General features: G+C 59.4%; 25 protein-coding genes and 1 pseudogene. 10 read left to right on the forward strand and 16 right to left on the reverse strand.

The annotated features are described in order from the left end of the window. Positions 1-143: 143 nt before the first annotated feature. The 5 genes from BSG09_RS15625 to tenA form a co-directional block, all read right to left on the reverse strand. A complete protein-coding gene (locus tag BSG09_RS15625) occupies positions 144-596 on the reverse strand; it encodes an OsmC family protein (protein WP_092934734.1) in 453 nt (150 codons plus the stop codon). A 540-nt stretch (positions 597-1,136) separates the two neighbouring features. Further along, positions 1,137-1,262 (reverse strand): hypothetical protein, encoded by a 126-nt coding sequence (locus tag BSG09_RS21605; protein WP_262488532.1) that lies wholly within the window; start codon positions 1,260-1,262, stop codon positions 1,137-1,139. After that, positions 1,262-2,794, reverse strand: a complete 1,533-nt coding sequence (locus BSG09_RS15635; protein ID WP_092934738.1) for a sodium:solute symporter family protein — start codon at positions 2,792-2,794, stop codon at positions 1,262-1,264. The genes BSG09_RS21605 and BSG09_RS15635 overlap by 1 nt, the downstream gene beginning before the upstream one ends. 2 nt (positions 2,795-2,796) lie before the next feature. Continuing rightward, positions 2,797-3,564, reverse strand: coding sequence for a TenA family protein (locus tag BSG09_RS15640; protein WP_092934740.1), 768 nt, complete (start codon positions 3,562-3,564; stop codon positions 2,797-2,799). After that, entirely contained in the window at positions 3,561-4,226 is a 666-nt protein-coding gene (gene tenA, locus BSG09_RS15645; protein WP_092934742.1) for a thiaminase II, read from the reverse strand. Before tenA ends, BSG09_RS15640 begins: the two co-directional genes overlap by 4 nt. Before the next feature lie 270 nt (positions 4,227-4,496). On the opposite strand from tenA, the gene BSG09_RS15650 reads away from it, so the two are divergent. Further along, entirely contained in the window at positions 4,497-5,777 is a 1,281-nt protein-coding gene (locus BSG09_RS15650) for a GTP-binding protein (RefSeq protein ID WP_092934744.1), read from the forward strand. A gap of 2 nt (positions 5,778-5,779) precedes the next feature. Further along, the gene (locus tag BSG09_RS15655) at positions 5,780-6,046 is read left to right on the forward strand and encodes a hypothetical protein (protein WP_092934746.1); all 267 of its coding nucleotides are present in this window, start codon (positions 5,780-5,782) and stop codon (positions 6,044-6,046) included. Positions 6,047-6,152: 106 nt separating this feature from the next. Here the strand turns inward: BSG09_RS15655 and BSG09_RS15660 are convergent, their stop codons facing one another. From BSG09_RS15660 to BSG09_RS15695, 8 genes are all read right to left on the reverse strand, one after another. Further along, complete coding sequence (locus tag BSG09_RS15660; protein ID WP_092934748.1) at positions 6,153-7,400, reverse strand: FAD/NAD(P)-binding protein; 1,248 nt, start codon at positions 7,398-7,400, stop codon at positions 6,153-6,155. A 37-nt stretch (positions 7,401-7,437) separates the two neighbouring features. Then, on the reverse strand, positions 7,438-8,451 hold the full coding sequence (locus BSG09_RS15665; RefSeq protein WP_223174739.1) for a metal ABC transporter permease: 1,014 nt from the start codon (positions 8,449-8,451) through the stop codon (positions 7,438-7,440). A 53-nt stretch (positions 8,452-8,504) separates the two neighbouring features. Further along, a complete protein-coding gene (locus BSG09_RS15670; RefSeq protein ID WP_092934752.1) occupies positions 8,505-9,278 on the reverse strand; it encodes a metal ABC transporter ATP-binding protein in 774 nt (257 codons plus the stop codon). Then, positions 9,275-9,496 (reverse strand): DUF7511 domain-containing protein, encoded by a 222-nt coding sequence (locus BSG09_RS15675; RefSeq protein WP_092934754.1) that lies wholly within the window; start codon positions 9,494-9,496, stop codon positions 9,275-9,277. The genes BSG09_RS15670 and BSG09_RS15675 overlap by 4 nt, the downstream gene beginning before the upstream one ends. Next, positions 9,496-10,950, reverse strand: coding sequence for a metal ABC transporter substrate-binding protein (locus BSG09_RS15680; protein ID WP_092934756.1), 1,455 nt, complete (start codon positions 10,948-10,950; stop codon positions 9,496-9,498). The genes BSG09_RS15675 and BSG09_RS15680 overlap by 1 nt, the downstream gene beginning before the upstream one ends. A gap of 243 nt (positions 10,951-11,193) precedes the next feature. After that, entirely contained in the window at positions 11,194-11,538 is a 345-nt protein-coding gene (locus tag BSG09_RS15685) for a carboxymuconolactone decarboxylase family protein (RefSeq protein WP_092934776.1), read from the reverse strand. Positions 11,539-12,112: 574 nt separating this feature from the next. Beyond that, positions 12,113-12,466, reverse strand: a complete 354-nt coding sequence (locus BSG09_RS15690) for a DUF7344 domain-containing protein (protein ID WP_175542226.1) — start codon at positions 12,464-12,466, stop codon at positions 12,113-12,115. A gap of 182 nt (positions 12,467-12,648) precedes the next feature. Then, on the reverse strand, positions 12,649-13,125 hold the full coding sequence (locus tag BSG09_RS15695) for an Lrp/AsnC family transcriptional regulator (RefSeq protein WP_175542227.1): 477 nt from the start codon (positions 13,123-13,125) through the stop codon (positions 12,649-12,651). A gap of 204 nt (positions 13,126-13,329) precedes the next feature. Between BSG09_RS15695 and BSG09_RS15700 the strand changes: the two genes are divergently transcribed. Further along, positions 13,330-13,608: a HalOD1 output domain-containing protein gene (locus tag BSG09_RS15700; RefSeq protein ID WP_092934760.1), complete on the forward strand. Its 279-nt coding sequence runs from the start codon at positions 13,330-13,332 to the stop codon at positions 13,606-13,608. Positions 13,609-13,806: 198 nt separating this feature from the next. Beyond that, positions 13,807-13,980: a hypothetical protein gene (locus BSG09_RS20915; RefSeq protein WP_175542228.1), complete on the forward strand. Its 174-nt coding sequence runs from the start codon at positions 13,807-13,809 to the stop codon at positions 13,978-13,980. 159 nt (positions 13,981-14,139) lie between these two features. Here BSG09_RS20915 and BSG09_RS15705 read toward each other — a convergent pair whose 3' ends face one another. Both BSG09_RS15705 and BSG09_RS15715 read right to left on the reverse strand, forming a co-directional pair. Beyond that, complete coding sequence (locus tag BSG09_RS15705) at positions 14,140-16,251, reverse strand: PAS domain-containing sensor histidine kinase (RefSeq protein ID WP_092934762.1); 2,112 nt, start codon at positions 16,249-16,251, stop codon at positions 14,140-14,142. Between the two features lie 330 nt (positions 16,252-16,581). Then, on the reverse strand, positions 16,582-17,352 hold the full coding sequence (locus tag BSG09_RS15715) for a response regulator (RefSeq protein ID WP_092934766.1): 771 nt from the start codon (positions 17,350-17,352) through the stop codon (positions 16,582-16,584). A 247-nt stretch (positions 17,353-17,599) separates the two neighbouring features. Between BSG09_RS15715 and BSG09_RS15720 the strand changes: the two genes are divergently transcribed. The 5 genes from BSG09_RS15720 to BSG09_RS15740 all read left to right on the forward strand — a co-directional run bounded on the left by BSG09_RS15720 (position 17,600) and on the right by BSG09_RS15740 (position 24,130). Next, a complete protein-coding gene (locus BSG09_RS15720; protein WP_092934768.1) occupies positions 17,600-18,292 on the forward strand; it encodes a hypothetical protein in 693 nt (230 codons plus the stop codon). Between the two features lie 70 nt (positions 18,293-18,362). After that, positions 18,363-20,150 (forward strand): spermidine synthase, encoded by a 1,788-nt coding sequence (locus BSG09_RS15725; RefSeq protein ID WP_092934770.1) that lies wholly within the window; start codon positions 18,363-18,365, stop codon positions 20,148-20,150. A gap of 2 nt (positions 20,151-20,152) precedes the next feature. Further along, positions 20,153-20,731 (forward strand): hypothetical protein, encoded by a 579-nt coding sequence (locus BSG09_RS15730; protein WP_217650141.1) that lies wholly within the window; start codon positions 20,153-20,155, stop codon positions 20,729-20,731. Next, positions 20,728-21,684, forward strand: a complete 957-nt coding sequence (locus tag BSG09_RS15735) for a hypothetical protein (RefSeq protein ID WP_092934772.1) — start codon at positions 20,728-20,730, stop codon at positions 21,682-21,684. The genes BSG09_RS15730 and BSG09_RS15735 overlap by 4 nt, the downstream gene beginning before the upstream one ends. Positions 21,685-21,823: 139 nt before the next feature. Next, on the forward strand, positions 21,824-24,130 hold the full coding sequence (locus tag BSG09_RS15740; protein WP_092934780.1) for a pentapeptide repeat-containing protein: 2,307 nt from the start codon (positions 21,824-21,826) through the stop codon (positions 24,128-24,130). Positions 24,131-24,232: 102 nt separating this feature from the next. Here BSG09_RS15740 and BSG09_RS21860 read toward each other — a convergent pair. Then, a pseudogene (locus tag BSG09_RS21860) lies at positions 24,233-24,349 on the reverse strand (DUF1059 domain-containing protein); the annotation flags it as partial. 225 nt (positions 24,350-24,574) lie between these two features. On the opposite strand from BSG09_RS21860, the gene BSG09_RS15745 reads away from it, so the two are divergent. Continuing rightward, positions 24,575-24,853 (forward strand): helix-turn-helix domain-containing protein (locus BSG09_RS15745; RefSeq protein ID WP_139246231.1); only part of this gene is annotated, 279 nt, incomplete at its 3' end.

Raw genomic sequence — 24,853 nt, forward strand, 5'->3', positions numbered from 1 at the left:
CACGATCGAACCACGGCCTGGGAGCTGATCAGAGACGTCGGAGACGCCATCCCGAGCAACCAGTCCAAAGAATGGCTCGACATCCAGCGTCGTGTCCACGACTACGCGCAGCGTGGGTGTTGGAACCCTCCTGCGATAACCGATTAATTTGCTTCGATAGTTACGTTCGTTGGCGTCGGATTCCCGATATTGTCGCCAACGGGACAACGCTCCTCGACTTCCTCGCTCAGCGCATCCAGGGTTTCCTGATCGGCAGCAGACTCGACGTGGATCGTCACGCCAAGTTCCTGGTAGCCTGCGCGAACATCGTCGGCCGTGCCGAGGAATTTTCGCGGGTCGAGATCGCCCTGAATTTCGATCTCGACATTGTCGAGGTCGATCCCCCGCTCTTCGCCGACGGTATGGACGACAACGTTGAGGCAGCCAGCCCACGCGCCGATGAGGTACTCAACTGGGTTTGGGCCGTCGTTGGTGCCACCTAATGCTGTAGGCTCATCAATGACGAACTCGAAGTCCCGTGCCTCGACGACCGTCTTTGTCTCGCTCTCACTTTCTGCTGAAACCGCGAACTGTTGGATATGGTCTGCCTCGCTCATCGTTTCGGTTGATGGGACGACATCGCATTAAGCGAACGACAGGGGGCAGATACGCCGCCCTCTGTGACGCTCGCGTTCCGCGTTATTTCGCTCGAGCGTCCTCGAACCTCTCGTTTGTCGTGGATCGAGATTGCGAAGGAAGTCAGTTCTTCCGGCAAGTGTTTCGAGACGAGCGAGTCGGCAATGGCTTCGCGAACGGAGCGCTATCGGAGCCAAACGGCGTGGAAACAGCGTTCACTTGTGGTGGTGCACCCAGTTAGTGAGTTTAATAAACGAGGACTCCTCACACGCGCCACACGAATCCGGTGGCTCGAACGTATGCTCGCCTCCAGATTCGTGGATCGGCGTACCTGCATGGGTTATTTGACAGTTCTCGCAGACGTATTGTACCGGCTTCTCTGGAGCATGTGCCATGTTACCACTGGCATCGATATCACACATAGTACTGTTGGCTCCACGCCCGGAATTACTTGAATGCCGAGAGCTCCATTCCTGCTCTCAGCGAGGGAACGAGTCGACAGAGCGACGATAGAACCGGCTTCAGGCACTCTCGAGCCAGCCAGCATCGGCGGCGATGGCATACAGTTCGTAGACGAATACGATCGCGACGCCGAGTATTGCGCCCCACAACAACACAGCAAACAGCGTCGACCCGATGACAGCCATCAGTCGCGCACCTCCCCGCCGTCGGTCGTCGGCTCGTCGAGTTGCTGGATTTCGGTTGTGAGCTCGCCGTGGTCGTACTCGCCGGCAAAGAGCTGTGCCGCAACCAGCGTTCCGACGGTCGAGACGAGAAAGGCACCACCGAAGGCGGTCAAGTAGAGCGGATCCGCAGCCGGGAGGAGACCTCCGAGGACCGGAATCGACCGCAAGAGGCCAGCGAAATCGGGGAAGTACGCGAGCCCGACCGCGAGCCCGAGCACGCTACTGGCGAGTGCGCCCGTGCCGGTGAGTCGCTCCGAGTAAAGACCATACAGAAGCGGGAACGCGACCGCCGCGCCGAGCAGATCGGCGAGAAAGAACAGTCGGAGGACGCTCCGGGCACGGAGGCTGACGTAGATCGCACTGACGGCGACGACGATGGTCAACAGGCGCGCACCGAGTTTGAGCGATCGGTCGTCCGGGTCGGACAGTAGCCGGGGCAAATCCGCGGTGACGATGCTCGAGAGGGCATTGAACAGCGTGTCGACGGAACTCATCACCAGCAAGAGCGCAATGAGGACGACCGCAAGGACGATCCACTCGGGGAACGCGGTCTGCAGGAGCACGAAGAAGGCGATGTCGGCGTTGTATGCTGAACTCGTCACGTCAGTCACGATGTCAGCGCTGCCGGCCGCGACGAGGCCGAAGAGGCCCGCGAGGAAGACGATGAGACCGTTTGCGATGGTGGCGTTGCGAAAGCCGCGCTCGACCGTCCGCCCGTCCTCGGCGGCGTAGATCCGCTGCCACCACAGCTGGTTGATCAACTCGGCTCCGAGAATGGCAAAGGCAAGCGCAAGCCCGAACTGGAGGCCAGGCACAAAGCCAGGATCGAGCAGTGATGGGTTCGTAGCCGTGATTCCGTCGTGGATCTCACCGGCACCGCCGAGTGAGACGATCGCACCCGCGAAGGCAATGACCAGCAGTGGCAAAACGAGTAACGCCTGAATCGAGTCCGTGAAGATCGACGCCCGGAGACCGCCGTAGCTCGTGTACAACAGGACGAACCCGCCAACAAGGACGGCGGTCTGCCACTGGGGGACGCCGGCCACGAGCGAGAGTGCGCCGGCGATCCCGGTCAACTCGGCGGCGAGGAAGACGAACATATAGAGGCAACTCACCAGCAGGACGAACGCGTACATCGCCGTGCCGTACCGTGCGTGGGCGTACTCCGTCAGTGAGTGGCCGTTCGGAATTACTTCCCGGATGCGTGGCCCGACTCTCGAGTAGGCCAGCATCGGAAGTGCTTCGCCGATCGCATAGCCGACGACGGCGGCGATCCCAAAGCTCGCCCCGGCCTCCGGCGCTGCCAGCAGAATCCAAACGCCCATCACGGAGGCAACGAGCGTCGCTGTCGTCCGGCCGGTTCCGGTCGAGTTCCGAGCCGTGATTAGATCCTCGACAGTTCCGACCCGTCGCCGCGAATACCAGAGTCCGATGACGGTAAATCCGACCAGCACTGCGATGGTCAGGCCGAGCGCCACAGCTGTGCTTACCACGATCAATCACCATCTGGAACGGTATCTTCCAGCTCGCCAGACGGTTCGAACGCGGCATCAAAGAAAGCGACTTCCAGTTCGACCGTCCGCTCGAAAAGCCGTGCCAGTCGTTGCTGTCGTCGTTGCGATGCGGCCGCGCCCTCTCGATCCAGTTCCGTCCGGAGCCAGGAGACGAACTCGTCGAACGCGGGATTGTCGTGGATGGTGACCCACTCTGAAAGGTAGTCCCGGCCCGGTAGCTCAGCCCCCATGCCGGCCCACGACCAATAGATCCACTCGGCCGGGACGAGAACTGCAAGGGTTTCTGCATAGCCACCCTCCCGTGCGGCACGCTCGAGCAGGTCCTGTAATGCTCGCGTCACCGGCTGTAGCGGGGGATCGGTTCGCTCGGCAGCGGCTACCTCGAGTGCGTCAAAGGATCGCTCGAAATAGTCGTCCTCGTCGTCGGTGAGTGTCCCGAGGAAGTCCGCGAGCCGGGACTTGGCAGCCATCGAGGGTGCATCGCCGAGTGCGTGGCCGAAGGTCCCGACTAATGTCTCGAGGAAGGCGTAGTCTTGGATGAGATACCGACGAAATACCGCGTCGTCGAGCGTCCCGTCGCGTAGTTCCTCGGTAAACCGGTGTTCGGTCGCACCGGTCCAGTCGGGCTCAGAACGCGCCCGACACCACTCGGTAAACTGCGGTCCGTCGCTGTTCGCGCCATCGCTGGACTCAGATTCGACGGTCGCAGCGTACTCCTCGAACGTGTCGGCGACGGAATCGCCGCTCATATCGACCACTCCTCCTGTCGCCAGGCGGCGTCCCAGAAGCGGTACTCATACCGTGCGGAGGTCCGGAACAGTTCGCGGTAGCGGTCACGCTCGTCGGGAGTCGACTCGGCCCACACCTCGTCCATCAGGTCCTTACACCACTCGGTGAGTTCCGTGAATTCCTCGCCGGCGTACATATCGATCCACTCGGCGTACCCCTCGTGGTCGGGCCGGCCCCGATCTGCCAGTCGCTTCCCGGTGACGTTGAACCCCCACATGCACGGCAGCAGTGCGGCGATCAGGTCACCGAAACTCCCCGTCGCCGCAGTCCGGACGAGGAAATCGGTGTACCCCTGCGTCGTCGGCGACGGCTCGGTCGTTTCCAGTTCGGCCTCGCTGATCCCGAAGGTCTCGGCATAGGCACGGTGCAGGTCCATTTCGGTGTTGATCGTCGAATCCAGCAACTCGGCGAACGTTCCCATCCGCTCAAGGTCGGGAGCCATCGCCGCGCCGTGGGCGAACACGCGGGCGTATTCGATCAGGTAGACGTAGTCCTGACGGACCCAATAGCGGAAGGGCGCTTCATCGAGCGTTCCCTCCCCGAGCTGGGAGACCATCGGGTGCTCGAGGATCGCCTCCCAGATCGGGTCCCCGATCGTGGACAGTTCATCAGTGGCGCGCATACGTGCTCATGGGTGCTTTGCCGACTTATAACTTCATAATATAGGCCGGTTATCGACCGCCTGAACATACTGAAAACTGTTATCGCGGCGGTTGGCTGTCTACGTCGGGACACGAAAACGGTGTGGCGTCTGTACAGGGTCGCAGAACGAGACAGCCGAGATCGAGACCAGACGGCGTTGACATCATTGCGGCGTCGTCTGGCCACTATTAATAACTCGAATTTGCTTGCACCCAATTATAAATAAGATAAGCACAGTAGTTAATAACAGATGACTCGAGAGACGATTCCCGTCACCGTGCTGAGCGGCACTCTCGGCGCGGGGAAGACGACCGTGTTGAACAACCTGCTGAACACGCGAACGGATCTGGACATCGCGGTGCTCGTCAACGATATGGGTGAGGTAAACGTCGATGCCGACCGCGTTGCCGAACACTCCGACATCTCGGAGGACGACGAGGAACTGGTGGAGTTATCAAATGGCTGTATCTGCTGTGAACTCCGTGGAGACCTGCTCGACGCACTCGCAAAGCTCGCACAGGCACGCGACTTCGACTACCTCGTCATCGAATCCACTGGGGTCGCCGAACCACTTCCAGTCGCCCAGACGCTCACGATGGGGTTCGACCAGTCGGATCTCGATCCGACCGCGTTCTACGAGGAGACCGGCATCGAAGTGATGGACTACTACGAACTCGACACGACGGTGACCGTCGTCGACGCCCACCAGTTCTGGACGACGTTCGACTCAAAAGAATCGCTGATGGACGGCGACACCGAAAAGGACCTCGGGAACCTGCTCGTCGAACAGATCGAGTTCTGTGACATGCTCCTGTTGAACAAGTGTGACCTCGTCGACGCCGAGACGCTCGCGGAAATCGAGGAAATGCTCTCCGTGCTCCAACCGCGGGCGGAGATCGTCCGGACCGAACACGGGAACGTCGACCCGGAACTGATCTTGGATACAGGTCGGTTCGACCTCGAGGAAGCGAGTCAGTCGGCCGGCTGGCTGCAGGAGCTGCGAGAGCCCCACGAGTCCGCTGAGGACGAACACGGCGTTACCTCGTTCGTCTACTCGTCGCGGCGTCCCTTCCATCCCGAACGGTTCGCAGAGTTACTCGACTCGCTTCCTACGAACGTCGTCCGGTCGAAGGGACACTTCTGGCTGGCTGGACGAGCGGAAATCGCGCTAGAGTTGAACGTCGCCGGGCAGTCGATCCGAATCACGCCAGCTGGCAGGTGGATTGCGTCCCTTCCACCTGAAGAGCGCGAGGCCTACATCGAAGACAATCCGGGGCTCGCGGATGTCTGGGACGAGACGTGGGGCGACAGAGGGACCCAGCTCGTTCTCATCGGCACCGAGATGGACCACGATGCCCTCCGTAGTGACCTCGACGACGCGACGCTGACCGACGAAGAGATGGATGCCGACTGGACTGCCTTCGAGGACCGCTTCCCAACGTTTGGTGGCGAAGAAAACGCCGAAGACGCGACCGAACAGGACGACCAGACGAGTGAGGATCAAGCCGAAGAGATCGGCCTGTCGGGCTAACGATGCCGTCGCCACGCTCGCTCTTTCAGACGGCCGTCGATGCAAACGTGCCGCGCCAGACACGCGAGGCCGCGATCAATGGGCTTGCCATGGCGGGTGCGACGACGCAACTTCGCGTCATCGCGGTCACGAGCGGTCTCGCCGGACCGTATCGGCGGCAGGCACTGTCTGCACTCGATCTGTGTGGAGCGACCGACGAACTCGACCGACTCGCTGCCGACTCGAGCCTTCACCGATCGCTCCGAAAACAGGCTGAAGCGTTGGTGTAGTCCCGCTTCTCGCGGTTTGCTTTTCGTCGCGTTGTAACTGAAGATCGCAGTTACGATATCGGCGCAGTCGAGAGAACACAGCGGGCGAAGATTACGGACACCCCCTTCAAGTGGGGTGTGCAGGTTCAACTGCGGTTCGGCGCTGTCCCCGCGAATCTGGACACCTCGCGAGGAGTCGCTCAGCAACTCGACGCGCGCCGACGATGTTCCGAGCCAGTGGTCCGACTGTTGTCTCCGCGAGTTTCCCCGCGACAGATACCCTCGAGTCGGTGCCGTCGGTTCGTCGCCAGGCGAGTGTCCGATCGTTGAGGACGGGAAAGCCGTTTGCACCGCGCTCGAGGCCGAGCGTCTCGGCGGTCTGGCTGACCAGCGGATGGTTGGGTGCCGGCTCGAGGCCCGTCGCAAGCAGGACTTGTGCGTTCGCTGTGGACGCGCCGTCAGCGAACCGGACGAGCAAGCCATCGTCGGTGGCGTGGGCGCATGCAATCTCGCCGAGACGGATTGTAAGGGAACCACGATCACGGGCATCGGTCAGTTGGTCCATGACGTAAGGCGGAATCGTCGCGTCGTTTCTGGCATTTCGGATTCGGTCGTGTCGTGCCTGAGAACCGGCTGGGAGCGTGTGGAGGTGGGTCTCGATATGTCCCCAGTTGATCCAGTATGGGTCGGCCTCCGGGAGTGCTGTCTGCAAGTCGTGTCGAGAAAGGAGTGTTACGTGCGTCTGTTCAGCGAGGCGACACGCGAGCTGTGCGGCTGTGATGCCGCCACCGACGATGATCGTCGTGCCATCGACCCCTGTCGCCGCCATCGGATCGAATCCGTCATCCCAGACGTGAGCGAGGGGCGCGGTGTCTGGCACTGTCGCCGTCCACTCCGGGTGCGTCGGCTGCGGACCGAGCCCGAGAGCGAGAACGACGCGACGAGTATCAAACGCCCCATCATCCGTCTCGACTCGAAGGGAGTCTCTGGAGCCCGGATCCGTAATAGCGCTCACTGTTCCCTGGACGTGACAGTCAGCAAGGCTGTGGCGGTCGATAACATATCTGGCATGGTCGAGAAAGAGGTCGAGGGTGGGCCGGTTCGGGTAGTCGTTGGTCGCAACGAGTTCGTCCTCACGGTCGTGTCCCGTTGCGAACGTCTCAAGCGAGAACGGCTCGGTATCGATGTGGTGGACGAACGACGAACGGAGCGTCTGCATGCCACACTGTCGCGCTTTGGTGGCGAACGATGCGAGCAACTCTTCTTGGGGGTCGATGATCCGGAGGTCGTCGTGCGTGTAGCCGCCGCTATCGAGGAGGTAATTTGCGAGACAGGTTCCGTGAACGCCGCCGCCGATGATGACGTACTCGTACATTGGATTTCGGTCGGTGATTGTTGGGTGGCTGTGTGCGCTACTGCTGCTCGTCGCCGCCGTCAGCCTCGAGGACATCTCGGGACCGGCCGGCTTGACGTCGATTCGACGGGTTCAGTGCACGGAGTGAAGCGTCAGCAGGGAGCTTTCGGACGATGAGGACGACTGTATACACCGCAATCGCCGCGACGACGATCGATCCGCCGGCGGCAATGCCGTAGACGTACGAGAGGGTGACGCCGGCAATCGCCGCGAACTCGGCGGCGAGTATTGCGAGAAGAATGGAATGTTTGAAACTCCGTGCAACGAGCGCTGCGGTGGCAACCGGAACGACGAGCATTGCTGCCACGAGGATGACACCCATGATCTGCATCGCACTGACCACGACCAGCGCCGTGAGGACGACCATGAGTCGCTTGTAGCGTCTGACGCCGAGTCGTACCGCGCGAGCGGCCGTCGCATCGAAGGTGACGTACAACAGTGGCCGATACGCCAGCGTGACAAGCCCGCCGACGAAGACGCACATGAAGACGAGACGCCCGACGTCACCTTTCGATACGGTCGCCAGACTTCCAAATAGGTAGGCGTCGATCCCGACGGCGATACCGCCATCGGTCGCGGTAATGAGGATGCTCCCGACCGCGAATCCGCCGGTCAGTACGATCGCCAGCGACGTGTCGGTATACGCGCCGGCGTGTTCGACTAGCAACTCGACGAGGAGGGCCGTGACGACCGCGACAATAAACGCGGTCAGCAGCGGCGACAGCGACAGCTCGAACGTCGCGTTGAGAAACAGGCCGACGGCGACGCCGGCGAATGCAGTGTGTGCGAGCGTATCGCTGATCATCGATATTTCGCGATGCACGAGGAAAGTACCGACGAGCGGCCCGATCACAGCAACACAGACGGCAGCGAGGTATGCTCGCTGCATGTAGGGATAGCCGAGCATCGGAACACCGAGGACCTCGGCGAGAAGCCCCATCGCTGCACCGTAGACGTCCTCGAGGAACCACTCGAAGAGTCCAGCCAGTTCCCCGAGGAGCCATCCGAGCATCGACATCCTCTCGACTGTCGTTTCAGGTACGGGTGATGGTTGTGGGGTCATGGTCAGTGGTCGTGGTGAATGACGTGTTGATCGGTGCCGTACGCAGCTGCGAGTGTATCGGTCGAGACGAATTCGTCCGGATCCCCATCGAAATACAGTCGGCGATTAAGACACGCGATCTCGGTCGCGTACGTCGTGACGACGCCGATATCGTGTTCAATGAGGATAACCGTCAGCCCAGTCGCGTTGAGCGTATGAAGGAGGTGATAGAACTCCTCCCGGGACTCTGCGTCCACGCCGACGGTCGGTTCGTCCAGAACCAAGAGATCCGCCTCCGAGGCCAGCGCACGGGCGATGAAAACCCGCTGGCGCTGGCCGCCAGAGAGACGGCCGACGCGCCGCGACGCGAGATCCGTAATGCCGACTCGGTCCATCGCATCCTCGATCGCACGGCGATCCGCCCGTGAAAACCGGCCGACGAGCCGGTGGGGGTATCGCCCCATCGTGACCGCTTCGCGCACCGTCACCGGCATATCGCGTGCCGTCTCGGTGACGTTCTGTGCGACGTATCCGACACGTTTGCCATCGTCAAACTCGTGAGCACGGTCGCCGAAAAGCGTCACCGATCCCGTATCCGGTCGTTTGAGACCGAGCATGAGCTCGAGGAGCGTACTTTTGCCGCTCCCGTTGGGACCGACGAGCCCGAGAAACGTTCCCGGTTCGACGTCGATCGAGACGTCCTCGAGGACCGGCCGCTCACCGTAGCGAAACGACACCTCGTTGACGCTGATGATCGGATCCGCTGGGTGCCGTTCGGTCGCTGTTTCGGTTGTCATCGCATGTCCTCGAGATCGACGAACGCGTCGCCGTGGGCTGTTATCCACGCCGTCGTCCGATACGGGGCGGCCACATCCGGCGGGTAGATCGTACAGGCCGATCGTCCCGTCGTCCCGACGACGACCGCCAGCAGTCCCGCACGCGATGAGTCAGTCGCCCCTGGTTCTGCCGATCCGGTCCACTCCGGTTCGGAATCGGTCGGCACTGAGTCGCTCATTACGCGTCGAGGGCCTCCGTCAGCGTCTCGAGGTTGATGTTCTCCATAATCTCGACGTATCCCCAGCCCTCATCGGCCCACTCTTGGGTCTGTCCGGGGATCGGCGTCAGTGGGAGCACGTCCGTTGCGTCGGTCTCTTCGACGAGTTGCTCCGCTGCTGTCTGCGATTCGAGCGGATCCGCACAGACGTACTCGAGGTCGTGCTCCGCGATGACCTCCTGTGCTCGTTCGATATCTTTCGGGGTGGGCTGGTCATCCGGCGAGAGACCGGTAAGCGTCTGCACGTCGAACTCGTAGCGTTGTCCGAGATACTGGAATGCGTTGTGTCCGGCGACGAACACGACGTCTTTGGACGCGTTCTGGAGTTTAGATTGGAACGCGTCGTCGAGTTCGTCCAGCCTGGTGCTGTACGCGTCGGCGTTTTCGGTATACGCCTCGGTATTGTCGCCGTCGACATCGGCGAAGCTGTCGCGGATGGTCTCGACCGCCTGTTTGGCGCGCATTGGATCGAGCCAGAAGTGGGGATCGCGACTGCTGGCGTGGTCGTGATCGTGACCGTCTTCCTCGGCCGCGTGCGCTTCCTCGTCGCTACCGGCGTGATCGTGGTCGTCCGCAGTTCCGTGATCGTGCTCGCCGTCGTCATGAGAGACTCCCTCCGCTAGCACCGTTACAGACGACCCGGTGTCATCGGTAAGCTCGAGCGTGACAGTCCCGGATTCGGTGTGAACCACGTAGTATTCCGCCATACTGTCGCAACTCTCGACGCTGTGGGCTTCGTGAACGACGGAACCTGAAGTCGGGTGAACGGTGTCGTGGGTGTCCGTGAAGAACGCGTACTCACCGCCCTCGTCGGCTTCGAAAGCAACGTAGCCGGTCTCTTCGGGAAGTTCGACGGCGTACGGCTGGTGGGTTTGTGAGAACGTCGCCGCGTTCGCTGCAGACGGAGCTGCGGTGAGTGAGTCCGTATCGCCGTCTTCCATATGGCCACACGCGTGAGACACCGCGTGACTGTCGAGGGGGTCGTCACTGTGTGCGACGTCGTGACCGTGGTCATCCTCTCCACCGTGGTCGTGACCGCCCTCAAGGAGGGATATCCCCTCGCCAACGGCCACGGTTTGCACGTTGGCGTCGTCGTCTTGAACGCTATGGACGAGGTCGTCAGCCCAGGGCTGGAACCCCTCCATCCCGTGGATGAACAGATCGGACTCGAGAATCGTCCCTTGGACCTTCGGACCCGGTTCCCAGCCGTGTCCGTGCTGTCCGATTGGGACGAGCGTCTCTGCGGTCGCAGTATCGCCTGCGACCTTGCTCGCAAAATCCCCGAATACGAAAAAGGATGACTGTGCCACTGTCCCGTCGCTGCCCGAAGAATCCGAGAGACATCCTGCGACCGTCCCGAGCGTGGCTGCTCCAAGGCTCGTTGCAATAACTTGCCGGCGGGTATGTTGCGACATCTGTTGCTAAGTCTGACCCACTAGATAATAATAGCTATGATAGCAAGTGGGGATATTAATAAAATTGCCCAGTATCACAGAGCGTGTTATCAACATCACTGTGGACCTTGCTACCACCTCTTTGCGAGGTGCGGTGACCGTGCCCGTCACTGTCGGTCTTCATGAGCGGAGACATCACAACGACAAGCACCGTCCGCTGGATGCACAACGATGAGGGTTGACTACAGGATTCCCCGAGGCAGTTCACTCGCTTCGTTCCGCTTCGAGGGCCTGCAGCGTTTCGTAGGCGTCAACCGCGTACGTCATCGCCGGGCCGCCCCCCATGACGACGGCGATTTTCAGCGCATCGACGATTTCATCATGGGTTGCACCAGCCTCGAGTGCGGCGTCTGTATGCCAGAGAATGCAGTGGTCACAGCGGGTGACGACGCCGATCGCGAGCGACAGCAGCTCCTTGGTCTTGTGATCGAGGACGGTTGTTGCTTCTGCCGATTCGATGAAGCCCGAAAACTGTTTCAGTTCCGGTGCTTCCTCCACGAGGTCGCCGAGCGTCCCCTTGAATTCGTCTAGCTCCTGTGTGCGAGACATCATGTAGCTACTCACCGAGGAGGACTAAAGCCTGATGGGGTATCCCGGGTAGCGTCAGCCGATACTGCCTGTTTATCGCGTGACTCCACCAGAACCGGTACCGCTCGAGTTCTCGCTCTCTTGAATTTTACGTACAACGGCACAGTGTTCGCCGTGTAGCATCGTCCGATTTCGGCGGTTGGGAGAACGAGAAATAACAGTCGTTACTGAGTGGCTCATACGGTCTGCTGTAACGAGTTACCGGTGCAACCGTAGTGCGGGTCGCGGTTGCACCGGAACTGACTGATAGTAGTCCGTATCATAGAAGTATTCCTGCGATGTTGATTACATCCACATTATCATGAATTGGCCAATAAGTAGATGTGCTTATTGACTACTGGGATTCCGACCAATCAGCGTATCTGGCCGAAGAGTCGTGATGAATACAGAGCGCGAATGCAGTCCAGTTCTCGAGGAAAGGTGTTCGTTCAGTACAGAGGACGTAGCCAGTGCTCCTGGCCACTCACCAATCTTCACCAGTAGAGCCGGACTGGTACCTACGAATCTGGGATCGACACCGGAACGTCGCTCTGACCTACGGCCAGCCCGCTGGAAGCTCGTCCGGGTGGGCGGTCAGCAACTCGACGAGCGGCGCGATCTCGTCGAAGCGCGGCCCGCGCGTAACCGTCTCCGAATCGGAGTCCCACTCGATGAAGCCCGCCTCGTCGAGCTTCGGGAGATGGATGTGGTACAGCCTCGTCACGACATCCTCGCGTCGCTCGTCGTTGGTGAAATCCGCCGGGGCGAACTCGGCTACGTCTCTTGGGTTTGCGTCGACAAGCGCCGTCAGGACGCGGCGCCGAGGGGACTTGCTGAGTACTTCGAAGAACTCGTCGAGCGTGGGACGCTCCCGTTGAACAGTCTGATCGCGTGGCGAATGGTCGGTCATATGATTGCGAAGGATCAGATGAGGTTCTCCAACCGACCCATCTGATTCAGGCTACTGTTTGGCTCGGTCCAGCAAAAAGACTGTGCAAAACGCAGAAAATGGGTTGTGAAATTCGCACCTTTCACTGGTTTAATTGCTGATTCACTACCTTGCTCGGATGGTTCGACAGTCTGCCGATTGGACTACTCCTCGTCTCCCTCGAACTCGAACTCCGCCCAGGGGCGAGTGTGGTGATTGGTGACGATTTCGGAGGACTCGATACTGAAGCCCATCGAAGCGAGGTTGTTGGTGATTTCGGTCAGGTCCCGAGTGTCAGTGGCGACGACCTCGACGTAGATGTTGTGCGTGCTGGTGAGCATCTCTCGGACGTCGACCACTCCGTGGCGATCCAGTGCGTTGACGGCCAACTCCTCGCGCTCGTCGGCGGGGGCGCTACAGACGAACAGCACGTGCAGCGGGTAGTTCGCCAGCTCGTAGTTGATTTTTGGGAAGTACCCCTCGATGATGCCCGTCTCCTCTAGGTTCTCGATGCGGTTGCGGACGGTGCTGGCGGAGACGTCCACCTCCTCTGCGATTTCGGCGATCGTGATGTTCCGGGCATCCTTCTGTAGCAAAAACAGGATCCCACGATCGACATCGTCGAGTGCGACTTCACCCATAGGTTCGTACAAACTCGCCATCTGCGTAAATCTTCGTCCGCGTCGCGGGAATTCACACCGTCGATGTATCACACAGCGAGGGCGACGTATCGGGGCTGCTCATTCGAAAGCCGAACTGCGGTTTTTGCACATACTGGGGCTATATTTGCGTAATGTGGAACATTTGAGCAAATATTTATATATTGTTGCAGCTTAGGGTGGGTAATGGTTTCACACGTCACGTCGTATCGGGTGGTCAAGGCGGTAGCCCGGAAAGAGGGTGTTTCGCCGACCGAGTTATCCCCTCCCTTGTTCAGCGTCATCGATCCGGAGGCGCTGGACGCGCTCGTTCAGGAGGATGTGGACTCGAACACCAGTCAGGTGGAAATCGAGTTCACATACCTGGACTACATCGTTCAGATCCGGAACGGCCCCACAGTGAGTATCTCGGTCCAGGATAGAGACACATCGATGGAGAATCCCGAGTCCTTGCCTGAACAGTGAGCCAGCGTTGTGGAGTACTCCCCTTGGAACTCCGTATTCTCAGGAGGGTGCGCATACGCAGAGGAAGCTGCAGTGATTCCTCATTCGCACTCAATCTTCCAGATTCATCGATAGAATCGTGTGCGAAGATAACACTATGGATTCATCATCAATTAACTAATGTGAGGATTTAAACTGTTTTCGAAACAAGGTCTAAGTATGAGTGATAAGAAGCCGAACAACCCACTGTCGCCGTACTACCCATCAGAAACTCCCAGTCTCTCAGGGAACGTTCCCAAGTGGATAGCAATCGGTGTCGTACTGTGGGGGGTTTTCTGGGCGATTTACATGCTTCTTGACCTTCTTTTTGGAAGTATCCCGTCTCCATTCTAAATGGAATAAAAGTGTGTGTCTAAGATATTTAATCATACTCTGTTACCTGCTTGCTCTGTACTTACCGATTCAATAATGATTCTGCGCGACAGCAAATAGTGAATTTCCACTCGAGACAGATCTTATCACCGGATGCGTCCTGCCATCGACCGCATCGTACTACGCCGGATTGCGTTGTGCTGTGGTCACTTCAAATCGTGCGCCCCCGTCCTCGCTTTCGGTCACGCCGACTGTCCAGCCATGAGCTTCGGCGATTCCCTTGACAATGGCGAGCCCGAAGCCCGTTCCCTCACTCGTCGTCGAGTAGCCCTGATCGAATATCTCCTCACGTATCGCGGGTGGAATGCCCGGCCCGTCGTCTGCGACGTAAAATCCATCACGGCTCTCGAGTCGGCCAACGCGGATCGTCACATCGTCGCCGCCGTGGGTCAGCGCATTCGAGAGGAGATTCTCGATTAGCTGCCGTAGCCGAGCCTCGTCACCTTCGAGGCGATAGTCCCCGAGCGCGATATCGATGGTCGCACGGTCGTTCGGAAGCGTCTCACAGACCGACTCGAGTAGCGTCTGCAAGACGATCGGCTGGGTCTCGTCGACCTGCTGGCCGTTGCGTGCGAGGGTTAGCAGATCGCCGATGAGCGCGTTCATCCGCTTGTGAGCAGCCTTGATGCGATCGAAGTCCTCCGCTGCGCCGCTCTCACGGCCGAGTTCGAGTGCAGCCTGGGCGACTGTCAGCGGGTTTCGGAGGTCGTGACTGACAACGGAGGCGAACTCCTCGAGACGGGCATTGGTCCGTTGAAGTTCACGCTCGCGTTCTTTGCGCTCAGTAATATCCTGAAACGCGCCGCGCGCACCGATGAGGGTGCCATCGTCGTCGTACCACGGCGCTCCGAGCGTTCGAACCCAGCGTCTCTCATCGGCAGCCGTGATGATCCGTAACTCTAGATCGTAGCCGTCACCTGTTTTCCGCAGCCGTTCGAACGCGTCCGTAATCGTCGCTCTATCCTGTGGATGATAGAAGTCGATTCCGTCTTCAACCGCCGGCTCGTACTCGGTTGGCAGTTCGTGGATGCGATAGACTTCGTCCGTCCATCGCATCGTCTCCGTACGGAAGTCGACCTCCCAGCCGCCGATATCCGCGGCGCTCTGGATCTGCCGAAGGAACTCCCGCTTTTGCTCGAGTTCACGGGCACGTTGTTTGTGTTTGGTAATGTTTCGCCCCTCGGTGACGAGTAGGACGACATTGTCCCGTTCGTCCGTGATCGGTCGAATCGAGAAGTCGATGATTGCCGTTTCATCAGCACCTTGTACTTCGACGTCGTATCGGACGAATTCGCCGTTCGCAGCCGACGTGACGGCGTCTTTCAGCTGCATCCGAGTGTGCTCGTCTCGCTGCCACCAATACGTGTCCCAGAACAGTTCGCCGATGACCTCCTCGCGTTTGAGACCGCCGAACTCGAGCGCGGAGTCGTTAGCTTCGAGCAATGTTCCGTCGGTGTCTAACAACCCGATATACTGGTACGTCTGGTTGAAGATGGCGTCGTACCGGCGCTCTCGATCTTTCTGTGCGGTGATATTGCGCGTCGCTCCGACGAGTTTCTCGACGGTGCCATCGACAATGACGGGAGCAATCCGCGTCTCCCAGTAGGGTCCCTCGTTGGGGACCGAAACGAGCTCTTCGTATTCGATTGGTTCACGCCGGGCAACGCACTCGCGGTACTTCTCGAGGATGGAATTTCCCTCTTCAAAACCGAAGACATCACGTAACCCCCGCCCGCTGAGTTCGTCGCTTGTAAGTCCCGTGTGGCGTTCATACGCGGGATTAACGCGTTCTAACTGAAACTTGTCCGTCTCCTCGTCGAGATCGATGAGGAAAAGCGCATCCTGCGTGTTCTCGAACAGTGTTTCTGCGAGTTCGACTCGTTCTTGACGTGCCTTGCGCTCGGTAATTTCGCGGGAAAGTATCGTGAGACCATCCGCGTTAACGTAAATGGACACCTCGATCCACGAGTCGAGTGGATCGCCGAATCGTGTCTCGAACGAGCGTGCTTCTTGCGTTTGAATCGCTTCCCGACACTGTCCCTCGAATTTGGACCCCCGAAACGATGGAACGACATCCCACACGACTTCGCCTTCGATAGCCGCTGCTGGGACGCCAGTCCACTCATCCATCCGGTCGTTCCAATACGTGACTCGACACTCGGTATCTACTGCACAGCATGCGTCCGAGATACGCTCGGTCAATCGTTCATATGTTGATTGGCTATTGCTCATCTGATCATTATCGTCCGACGGCGTCTTCGAGACACCGTATCAGTAGCGAGTACTGGTCACTTCCGGGCGCAGACTGATGAGACGCTGTTACGCCCCGTGCGATGGCTCCAGCGGTCGGGTCGTCGGTTTCGCTTCCCGCAACCGATTCGAAACGGGCGTCGGCGGTGACACAGCGGGCGGAGACTGCGCGTTCTGGATGGACCTCCGATACGTTCCGTCGGGACACGTTTTCGGCGTTCATTCGTGGCTGAGATAATCATCCAGTCCGACAAGTTGGGCGATCGCCGAACCGTGCTCTGGTCGGCGGTTTCGTCCCAATTCCGCGGGGGGTTAGTCTCCAGTGACTGCCTTGCGGATCCGATCAGCCAGTTCGTCGTACTGTTCGGTATCTGGCCCCTTCTGGACGTAATCGGTTACGCCAGTCTCGATCGCCTGACTGGCCACCGATTCACTGCCTTTGGCAGTGAAGACGATGAACGGCATCGTCGCGTCCTCCTCGCGGACGGCTTTTAAAAAGTCGATCCCGCTAATCGCTGGCATCTGATAGTCGCTCACGATACAGTCGAACGATTCCTCCTCGAGTCTGGTCACCGCTTCGAGGGAACTCGCTCCGGTGGTAACGGTCATATCGTCGTTCTCGCGCTCGAGGTAGGCACCGATCGTCTCGGGAAGTCCCGGTTCGTCGTCGACGAGTAACACCTGAATTGTCTCGCGCTCGTCAGGCTGACTGTCCGGTTCGTGCACACTCTCGAACTGGATCTGATGGCGAACCGCGAGGTCGAGCCACTCGCCAATGTTACCGTGAAGGCTCGTAGACTCGACGATCTGTTGCTCCGGATCGTACGTGATCAGTCCAGTGTCCACGAGTTTAGGAAAATGGCTGTGATGTAACGACGTGCGCAGGTGCTCGTGATCGACCCCTCGAGACTCGTCTCCATTGACCTCTGCGATCACGTCGGCGAGTTCGTCGACCGTCGCAGCTCTATGCTGACGAAGGTGGAACAGAACAGTTCGCCGACTGGCGTCGGAGAGTACGTGAAATAATTCGTCATTCGAGAAATCGGGGCGGCCGCGGCCGTCCGGAGTACCTTCGTCTACCATACTTGGTAGAGATAACCACACAATCATAAGCGTTATTTACAATTCGGAAATATTATAAAAATACCCGATAGTCCAGCTATGCGGACGTCCTTCCGGGACAGCAGGATCTCATGGCTGGTAAAACTCTCAAAATTCTGAAAATCAGCCTCCTAAGTGTTGCTGGCGACAGCAGCGTTCGGTTAATGATAGAACAAATCGCAAGATAGTTAATACAGTTGTCTAATATTTCAGAGAGGAATCGAAACCCATGCGCCGTCGTCAATTTATTGTCGCCACCGGTCTCGGAGCGGTCACCGCTCTGGGTGGATGCCTCGGTAGCAAGTCACCACCACCACGGAAGTCGAGCGTCGTCTCCGACTTCGAGGTGAGCGACGGCACACTCGTCGTTGATCTTGCCGACAATAAGTGGGTCATGTCCCGTTACGACGGGTCGCAACAGTCTCCCGCCACGGTAAGCCCCGTTGGTATCGCCAGCGCGAAAGGCAGTAGTGGCGGTGGCGGTGGCCGAGGCGCAACCGGACGCGGCACCGGCGGATACACCTCCGCGCCACATACGAGCCACGGACACGCGTGGTACCACGGTGGCGACTACGCCGACGACTGGTACGAAGATCACGAGGAGGAAGTGACGCAGTACCCTGTTACTGTCGCCGCACTCGGGGTCGCCTATCTCGGTAGCACCGATCAGATGCAAGACGAGGCACCAGACGCAGGCACAGTCTCCTGGGACGAGACGTTCCAGAATCCGAGCGGGACCGTCATGTACGACATCACCAACCGTCCGGAATTCTCTCAGGCGGGCTGGTATCGCGTCGGCGCGAACATCGTCGGTGGCGATTCGAATCACGACTTCCGCTGGGAGTGTTACGATCTCGAGGTCAGCGACGGCGCTACGGGCTTTCGGATCGACGAACAGTGGAAGGTGTCGCCACGCATCTAAGCTGTGTGTCTCCCCTGCCCTCGACGTGCCCGCTCGAGGCAAATCTGAGCAAACGGTGAGCCGCTTTCCCATGTCCGATACACGAACTGCGACGGCTGCCCTCCTCGTGCTGACGTTCGTCGTCTCGTTCTGTAGTTTCGTCTATGAGTTCGTCTACTCCGAACTGCTAACGGTGATGTACGGCGGGACCGTGACGCAGTACGTCATCACCGTCGGGCTGTACTTCTTCAGCCTCGGCGTCGGCGCTGCGCTCTCAGACGACCTGAATCCCGAGGACTACGGCGGGAACTTCTTTCGAACGGAAGTGCTTCTCGCTGCCGTCGCTCCCGCGGGCTTTCTGCTCATTGTCGGCCTCAACAGCGTTCGGGTTCCACGAGCCGTTCCACCGGAACTGCTCTGGACAGTCGCACGGCTGCCCGTCGTCGTCGTCGGCTTTCTCTCGGGATTCGAACTCCCGCTTTTGACCCACATGGTCGACGACCGTGACGACGACGGCACGACAACACCCGCGTGGATCCATCGCCTCGGCGACCGGCTTCACGACTGGACCGTTACCTGCCTCGGCGTCTTCTGGAACGTCGAGCGCAAGGAAGGGCGACGGAGCGGACTGTCGGTCGTACTGGCGATGGACTACGTTGGCGGCCTCTGTGGGGCGGTCGTGTACGCCAGACTGCTGTATCCAAGACTGGGACTCATCCCGACGATTTTCGTGCTCGCGCTGCTCAACGCCGTCGCAGCACTCGCCTTCGTCGGCTACTTCAGCGGCTGGTCGTGGCCGTCGTCCGACAACGATGATCGGAGACTGTTCGGTGACTCGACGCCGACACCGCTCGTCGGTCGCGTCCCGAAGACACTGCTCGTCGTCTGTCTGTTGCTGACCGCATCGTACGCGGGCGTCGTGGCTAACCACGAGACGGCAGACGAGCGACTGTCGGAACTCTACCTCGAGCAGCAAATCGAGAACGAGTATCCCCCGGGCGCGATGAGCGTCGAGATCACCGACCAGGAGACGACACGATACCAGCACGTCATCCGTTACGAGCGCACCTGGACCGGTGCCGGGCCGAACCCGCATTTCACTGGGCGCTCCGAACAGTGTCTCCGGCTCGGGTCGGCAGTCCAACTGTGCGATAGCTGGGCCGATAGCTATCACAACGGCCTCGTCGACGTGCCGATGTCGCTGGTCGACCACGGCCCCGAGACGAAGGTGCTCGTCGTCGGCGGCGGCGACTGGATCGCCATCGACCATCTCCGACAGTACAACGTCACCGTCGACCACGTCGACCTCGACGCCCAGTTCATGAACATGACGAAGCACGACCCGTTCTTCCGTCACTGGCACGACGACGCCTACGAGTACGACCGCCTGCAGACGACTGCCACCGACGGCTACCGCTATCTCCAGCAGACGAACGAAACGTACGATCTCGTTCTCCTCGACGTCCCAGGTGCGACCGACGACGACCTGCTCACGCTCTATTCGAAGGAGTTCTACCGCTCCGTCCGCCAGCATCTCACGGACGACGGCATGATGGTGACGTGGGCGTACTCGGCAGACCGCTATCCCGAACATCACAAAGCGTTCGTGAACACGGTCGGTGCCGCCGGATTCACCCGACAACTGCCCTACTGGGCGTGGGAGGACATCGACAGCGACGGCGAGACCGAACGGGTCGAGCGATTCTACGCCTTCGCACCCGGCGGTCGACAGCCGCTATCCGTCGCCGATGGGACCGCGTACGTCCAGCAGTACCGTGACCGCTATCACGACCGTCAGTGGCACCGTGTCCCCCGCTACCGTGGTGTACGGGTGAACTCCATTTTCCATCCGAACTACGATGTCCTCGTCGATACCTGACCATGCCCGAAGACATCCCTCACTCCACCGACGACAGGCCCACAAAACTGTACTTCGGCTATGCCGATACGACGCCGGAGCTCGAGACACTCGACGTGAAGACCGTCCACCCCGACACGCTGCTCGAGTCGCCGGCGGTGTTTACTGTCATCGGCGAGTCACACTACGTCGGGCTGCCCACGCTCGGCTTTCACGAACTCTGTTCCTGTCGGCCGGTGTCGCTGGAAACTGCCTACGAGACACCACTGTCAACCGACGTCGAACGCACGTTTCGCTTCGACGGGGACACCCTTCTCGCGACGACGACTGTCTCGGGTCGACCGATCGACGCGTTCCCCGGCCCCGAGGCGGCAACGGTTGCATTCCGGTTTGGTCCTAACGCGTGGACCACGATCTGCGTCGACGAGGCAGGCTACGAAACGTATCACACCTATCCGGAGTACGGACTGGCGCTTTATACCGAGACGAACCTGCGCCCGCATGCGTCGCGTGCCGGGCGCTCGAGCGACGAACTGACTGACGATACAGTCAACGAGACGACTGCCACCACACCACAACAGACCAGCGAACACACACGATGACAGGTAATTCTACGCAGACGACCTACAACGGTGATGTCACGATCAACGGCTCGGAACGCCCACCGATCGAACTACACGACCCTGCCGACGTGTTCGTCACAACAGACGGCGTCGGCGGCGACTTCGAGGTTCGCAACGCAGAGTACGTATTCACACACCAGTCCGTCGACAGCGGCGTCAGCGTCGCCGATGCGGAGACGACGATCCGTGGCGAGCTCGAGGACGGCTACGTCGAACGGACCGATGGCGACATCCGCATTACCGATACGGAAGACGTGTTCGTCGCCACCGACGCTGTCAACGGCGAGTTTTCCGCACCCGGCGCGGAGAACGTCTATACGGACGACATTTCGGCAACAGCGACGCCTGACGAATACGACGTCTCGACCGTCGGCTGGCAGCAGTCCGGGCACGCGAGCGATCCATCGGCCGGCGTCTACGCGGTTGGAATGGATCACGAGATCGAACTCGAGGGGGTGCGGACGGACATCGAACTCTACCTCGTCGGCCACGGCCACCAGGTGTCCGTCGACGGTCGCAGCGCCGACGTTTCCGTTCACTTTCTCGGGTACGACAATACCGTCCACGTCGGCCCACATCTCGCGACCAACGTCGTCTCCGATACTGGCTTCGACAACGAAATCGACGCCGAACCGTATCCCGCAGCCGACCTCATCGAGATGTCCCGCAAGGAGGCATACGCGAACGCGGGATTCGGCCGCCGGAAAGTGACCTTTCAGGTCCCAGCAGACGACGAAAACTGGTGTTCGAACTGCGGACGGGATGCCGATGCGATTATCGAACGCCACCAGATGGAGGCGTTCTTCCTCTTTCGTATCCCTGTGTGGACCTACGAGCAAAGTACCAACCCCGCACAGGAGTGTGAACACTGCTCGCCAAACGTCGTTCACGCCGAACTCTTACCCGAAGAACGGCGGCGAGTTTTCGAGTGACGGTCGTATCCACCGAAACTATATAGCACACTGAAATCTATCGTGAGTATGACCGTCATATCGAGAGCTACATCGCGTCAATCGGGGTGTCACGAGGTGGTGCAATAACATGTCGAAAAACGAGCCGAAACCGGCCCTGATGTCATCGTCGGCCTGTCGGTACACGTTCGACCCATCGACGCAGACGGACGCCGAACTCCAGACGACGTGGGAGTGTCCACACGAGGCACATCCCGAGAGCGAATACTGCGTGTTCCACATGAGTCGGGATGAACGCGTGGCACACGACGTCACCGCCGACGACATCGTCGATGTCCTCCAAACGAACCTCGAGTCGCCGGACACCCGCGTCAACGAGTACGTGGGTGCGGACCTGCCACACCTCTCGCTTACGTATCAGGACATCAACGGCTCGACGAACCACGTTCTCAATTTCCAGCATGCTGACATCGACGGGCTGGACCTCACCCACGGCCGCCTCGATCAAGGACTCATCCTTCGGGAGGCGACCATCGGGCAGCTCAAGTTCGAAGACTCGGTCGTTACGGGCGTCGTCGAGGCGAGCGACCTGACCGTCCAGGGAACGGTGACGACCGACGAAGCGACGTTCGAACAGGACGTGCGACTCGACGGGGCCGTCTTCCACGGTGACGTGGACTGTGATGAGACGACGTTTCGAGGCGATACCACGTTCGAAGCGGCGACGTTCCACGGCGTTGCTCACTTCCGAAACGTCGAAACCAGTGGCAGTAGTCACGTCCTCGAGGATCACATCTCCTTTGCCGACGCGACGTTTCGCGACGACGCGAGTTTCCGACAGGCGACGTTCGAGTACGTCACGTTCGAAGGCGCACAGTTCACTGCCGGTTCCGACTTCGAACACACTGATTTCAGTGGTAACGCCCGGTTCGACGGCGCGACGTTCCAGCAGATGGCTGACTTCGACGAAGCGCGGTTCGACGACGACGCGAGCTTCGAGGACGTACGCTTCATGCAACTCGCCGAGTTTCGCGGCGTCGAATTCAACGGCGGCAGTCGAACCACGAACGACGATGTGACCTTCGAGGGGGCAGTCTTCGAGAGTGAGGCCGACTACAAACTCGCTCACTTCCGATTCGCGGATTTCAAAGACGCGACGTTCAAAGGACAGGTCAACTTCGATCGGGCAACGTTTACCGCCCGTGCGGACTGCCACCGTGTGCAGGTCGCCGACGAACTCGACCTCGCCTGTGCGACCTTCGAAGACGAAGTCGAGTTCAGCGAGAGCAGTTTCGGCGACGACGTCATTGCCGTCGAGACGGAATTTCAGGGCGACGCGACGTTCGACGAGGTGACGTTCGACGCTCGAGCGCGATTCGACGAAGCCCGCTTCAACGGAGATGCGAGTTTCTCTGCGGCGACGTTCCACGGGCTCGCCGAGTTTCGCGGAGCGGTGTTCGAAGGTGAAGCGCGACATCTCGAGGAGAACGCATCGTTTAGGGAGGCCGTCTTCCGAAAAGACGCCGAGTTCGAGGCGGCGAACTTCACGAACGTCTCGTTCTGGGACGCGACGTTCCACGGGCGGTGTGACTTCCGGCACGCAATCATCCACGAGTCGGCACAGTTCCGGCTGCTCGATGGTGAGCGCGATACGTACGTCGATTTCACCGATGCGACGATCAATGGCGGAACGATCTCGCAGGTCGGCGGCGACGCGATTCCGTACGACCTCACGCGGGCAACGATCGGCGATATTCAGCTCGAGGGACAAGGGAACGAACACGAACTGCTCGACCACTTCCGGTTTTGTCTGACCGAGTTCGACCACTTCGACTTCAGCACTCATCACGCGTATCTCGAGCGCAACGACTGGACGATCCACGATTTCGTCGGCAACAACGCGACCGGCCAGTTTGCTGTCGAGATGAACAACGAAATCATCGAGGAAACGTATCGCAAAGCTCAGGACAGCGCCGATGCGGTCGGCGATACGCCTGCAAGCAGGGAGTTCGAGTTCAAACGCTACTACTACAACCGCAAGACCAACCTCGACATCATCCGCAGCGAATACTCGCTGAATGCGTTGGGACGCGTCAAAAAGAGCGCAAGCGTCATTCTCAATATGTTCATGCAGGTGACCTGCGGGTACGGTAATCGACTCCCACGGATTGCTGCGTTCACCTTCCTGTTGCCCGCACTATTCGGGCTGTTATATGCCCTCGGCGGTCCGTTCCTGACTCAGGCAGGAAGCGTCTTCAACGCGAGTGGGGTCGACAAGACGCCACCGGACGTCCTCTTCGACAGCGTCTACTACAGCTACATCAGCTTCAGTACGGTCGGTTACGGTGACATCAACCCGCTCGGCCCCGCAGCACGGGTGCTCGCCGCGAGTCAGGGGATGTTGAACGGGTTGTTCTTCACCCTCCTTACGTTCACGCTATTCAAGCGCGTGCTCGGTGGGAGTTAACCCACCCACCGGGGAGAATTGTCTATATGAGATATGCCTTCTTAAATATCAGTGAGAATATTGTAGATAAGAAATGATAAATAAATCAACTGCATCTGCTTGTTAGACGGCCTGGAGATGTTCCTCCCGGAGTTCGTCGTCCGTGACTTCTTGTCCGTGGACCTCCTTCATGTGTCTCTGAGCCAGTTCTACCGCCTCTTCTTCGTCTTCCGATTGAATATTGACATCCTCCTCCGGCTGAAGCCCGAGGAATCCCGAGCGTTGGGATATTAGGGTTTGCAGACTCCCTGTTCTCTCGGTGTAAACCGTCCGCTCTCGCGGTCGAACAGGAAGACTCCGGGCTGTGCCAACCAGCCGTTACTCATATCCCCGGTCGGGGGACTCTGAGTGTAGCTTCAAGCGTGAGCGTATAACGATATATTCTCTGAACGCGTATCTCACAGAATGGGAGCGAAGAAGTATATCGTTGATCTCAGCGACGAAGACCGCAAGACGCTCGAACAGTTCACGTCCACTGGTGAACAGAGAGCACAAGAGAACACACGCGCACGCATCCTTCTGAAAGCTGACGACGGGCTCACTGATGCGACAATCAGTGAGCACGTCGGCTGTCATCCCCAAACTGTCCACAACACGCGCAAAGACTACACTGAACGAGGGCTCGCGGCGATTCATCGCCGCAAGCCCGATCGGGAGTACGAACGCAAACTTGATGGCAACGCT

It is taken from the genome of Natrinema hispanicum, from assembly GCF_900111485.1.
Classification (GTDB): Archaea; Halobacteriota; Halobacteria; order Halobacteriales; family Natrialbaceae; genus Natrinema; species Natrinema hispanicum_A.